At 60.1% G+C, this 2,357-nt stretch carries 2 protein-coding genes; one reads left to right on the forward strand and one right to left on the reverse strand.

Annotated elements, in window-relative coordinates:
• Positions 1-966 (forward strand): YdcF family protein (locus tag AC0AP0_RS12030; protein WP_490430639.1); only part of this gene is annotated, 966 nt, incomplete at its 5' end.
• A gap of 29 nt (positions 967-995) precedes the next feature.
• On the opposite strand, the gene AC0AP0_RS12035 is transcribed toward AC0AP0_RS12030, so the two are convergent.
• A partial coding sequence (locus AC0AP0_RS12035) for an MFS transporter (protein ID WP_490430640.1) occupies positions 996-2,357 on the reverse strand: 1,362 nt, incomplete at its 5' end.

Consider the following 2,357-nt stretch of genomic DNA (forward strand, 5'->3'; position numbering starts at 1 on the left):
GGCCTGCTCTTCCTCTGGGACCTGCACAAGGAGCCACGGCAGTTCCGCAATGCCATCTGGTTGCTGCTCCTGCTGCTGACCCTGGGCGGAGCGCTTCTTCTGCAGTTCGGCATGCGCTGGCTGATCCTGCCCCTGGTCATCCTGCTCATCGCCGCTCCCCTGCTGGTGATCTGCTTCCTGCTGGCCAACACGGTCATCGTCATCCGACACGAGGGGGTCTCCCTGACCACTCTGCTGCCCGGCCTACTTGCACTGGCCGTGGTGGCCTACATGCTTCTTTCACCCCTCTTGGCTGGGTTTGGCGCACCCTCATGGCTGCAGAAGCTGGCCGGACTGATCGACCTGGAAGCCACCTGGTTCTTCTTCTCCTTCCTGGCCCTGCTGCTCTATTCGAACTTTTACAGGATGCTGCCCCGCAAGCGTCGCTACGACTACATCATCATCCACGGAGCCGGCCTGCGCGGCGAAGAACCTACGCCTCTGCTCCGGGGACGGCTGGACAAGGCTGTGGACCTCTGGAAACGACAGGGACGAAACGGGCGCTTCGTGGTCTCAGGTGGGCAGGGGCCCGACGAGGCCATCAGCGAGGCCAGGGCCATGGCTCAGTATTTGCGCAGCTCCTGTGGGGTGCCAGCCGAGGCCATCATCATGGAGGACAGGTCGACCACAACCCTGGAGAATCTGCGCTACTCCAAGCAGATTCTGGATAACCGTTACGAGATGGGCACCGGACCCGAGCATTACCGGGTGGCCCTGGTCACCAGCGACTACCACGTCTTCCGGGCCAGCGAATACGCCAGCAAGGTCGGGCTGAATGCCGATGGAATCGGCTCACACACCAAGGGCTACTACTGGCCGACCGCCTTCATCCGGGAGTTCGTGGCCATCACCCGCATGCACTGGTGGCCCTACCTTGTCCTTGCACTTGGCTGGGCCGTTTGGGTCGGCATCTCATTGCTGAATTAAAACTACTGCCTTCCAGAGGGAATCAGAGGTCATACAACCTGAATCTCGCTCTTATCCTGGCCGGCCAGGCTACGCTCCAGGAACCAGGCCACCAGGAGGATGACCAGGACGATGAGAAAGACGAAAACGAAAGCCCAAACGGCTCCGAACTGGAAGGCCTGAGCGCCGGCATGAATCCCTCTGGCCTTGGGCATGCCCGTGATGATGGCGGCCAGAACGCCGGTCGAGACGGCGCCTGAATACTGCTGAAGGGTGTTGAAGAGCGCATTACCGTCAGGCACCAGTTTGGCTGGGATATGCTGCAGTCCAACCGTGAGCAGGTTGTTGAAGACGCAGGCCTGACCGACCATGTAGCAGGCGTAGAGGAGAACCATCAGCGGAACGGACAAGCGCCGGCTGAGGACCAGGAAGCCTAAGGCCGAGAGGAAGAAGGCGGTGCTTCCCACCGCAAGCAGTCCACGCAGGCCATGGCCATCCAGATAGCCGCCTGTGACGGGCTGGCAGAGCGCAGAGAGCAAGCTCCCCGGCAGCAGAAGCAGGCCAGCAACGGTGGAGGTCTCCCCCAGGACGGACTGGGCCATGTTGGGCAGGATGAACGTCAGGCCGATCTGAACAAACTGGACCAGGAAATAGAGGATCAAGGCAAGGGTGAAAGTACGGTTCCGGAAGACCGCAATGTTGATCAGTCTGGTGCGCTGGTGCGTAAGGGTCCAGACACCTGCGACAAGTGCCAGAACCCCAATGAACAAGGACAGCCAAGTGACAGGGCCATGCACATCCAAGGTGCTCAGTCCTATGGTCAGACCGGTCAGAAAGACACCCAGAAAAAGGAACTGGAGCCAGGCGAAAGCACCGACATGGGCCGTCTCCCTGTCTACTGAGATGAAGGCAATAATCCCGAATACCAGCTCGATGGGCAGCACGATCAGGAAGATGGCCCGCCAGGATAAGGCTTGGATAACGGCTCCGCCAAAGGTCGGACCCAAGGAGGGTGCCAGTGCCACCGCCATGCCGGCGCTGCCCACGTAACGGCCCTGGATGTGAAGGGGAACCTTTTTCATGATCAGAGAGAACACCAAGGGAAGAGCAATACCAGTGCTGATGCCCTGCAGGAGGCGTCCCGCCATAAGGACGGGAAAGCATGGAGCAAGGATGCACATCAGGTCGCTACCCAGGAATATTCCCACGCTGGCTAGGATCAATGCGCGGGTCGTGAATGAATGCTCCAGCCAGGCAGCGGCTAGAACCGTCAAGGCTACCACCAGCAGATAGCCGGTAGTCAGCCATTGAACTGTGCCCAGCCCGGTTTTGAAATACTGGGTCATCTCCGGAAAAGTGACGTTGAGCGAGGTCTCCAAAAGGACCCCGCAGAAGGCGAGCCCGGCAGTGCC

The organism is Bifidobacterium sp. POST2/T3 (B1), from assembly GCF_058197115.1.